This window comes from Stenotrophomonas sp. 05L44_2 (assembly GCF_056665995.1).
In genome coordinates, this window is the sequence record NZ_JBFTNR010000915.1 from 1 (window position 1) to 1,359 (window position 1,359).

1 protein-coding gene is annotated in these 1,359 nt (G+C 58.8%); it reads left to right on the forward strand.

Annotated elements, in window-relative coordinates:
• Positions 1-1,359, forward strand: a 1,359-nt coding sequence (locus tag AC1VAN_RS21935; protein ID WP_480986758.1) for a VirB4 family type IV secretion/conjugal transfer ATPase, incomplete at both ends; no start/stop codon positions are given.

Sequence of the window (1,359 nt, forward strand, 5' to 3'; positions counted from 1 at the left end):
CAGTACATGGGCATGCTTTCCTCCCAGCGCATCATGCAGAACGAGCTCTACCTGACGATGATTTATCGTCCGGTGGTCGCGGGTAAGCGCTTTGTTGAGAAGTCAGCGAACGTCGACAAGCTTCGCGCCGAGCAGGAGCAGGCCGTCGAGAAGCTGATGGAACTGGCGGGCAACGTCGAGGCGGTCATCCGCGACTACGCACCGTATCGCCTCGGCATGTACGAAGCCAAGAATGGCGTGGTGTTTTCCGAGACGCTTGAGCTGTTCGGCTATCTGATCAACCGCATCGACGAGCCGGTGCCGGTGCTGTCTGCGCCGGTGAAGGACTATTTGCCGGTCAGTCGGCACATGTTCTCAGCCAAAACCGGTGATTTCGTCATCAATACGCCGAACGGTGCCAACCACTTCGGTGCGATCCTGAATATCAAGGAGTATGCCGAGGGTACATACCCAGGCATTCTCAATGGGCTGAAGTACCTGGATTACGAGTACGTCATCACTCATTCGTTCAGCCCGATGGGGCGTCAGGACGCACTGAAGGTGCTGGACCGCACCAAGGGCATGATGATTTCCTCCGGTGACAAGGCGGTCAGTCAGATCGTCGAACTCGACCAGGCGATGGACCACCTGTCTTCGGGCAACTTCGTGCTGGGCGAGTACCACTTCATCATGGCGGTGTATGGCGACAGTCAGGCCAAGCTGTCGCAGAACGTGGCTACGACCCGTGCCGAACTGTCCAATGCCGGCTTCGTGTCCACCAAGGAAGACCTTGCGGTCACCTCTTCGTTCTATTCACAGTTGCCGGCCAACTGGCGCTTCCGTACCCGCCTTGCGAACGTGAGCTCGCTGAACTTTCTGGGCTTGGCGCCGCTGCACAATTTTGCCACCGGCAAGCAGCACAACAATCCGTGGGGCGATTGCGTCACCACGTTGCAGACGACCAACGGCCAGCCGTACTACTTCAACTTCCATGCCACCCACCCGTCGGAAAATTCGCTGGGTGAGAAGGCGATCGCCAACACAATGGTGATCGGTAAGTCAGGTACCGGTAAGACTGCGCTGATCAACTTCCTGCTCAGCCAGGTGCAGAAGTACGAGCCGTCGCCGACCATCTTCTTCTTCGACAAGGACCGAGGTGCGGAGATCTTCGTGCGCGCCTGTGGTGGCAACTACCTGGCCCTCGAGAACGGTGCGCCGACCGGCTTCAACCCGTTCCAGTGTGAGAACAACGAAGGCAACGTGCAGTTCCTGGCGGACCTGATCAAGGTGCTGGCCGGCAAGCGCGAGTACAGCGCCCGCGAGGAAGAGGACATCTATCGCGCGGTGGAGAGCATGCTCGACACGCCGATGCACCTGCGC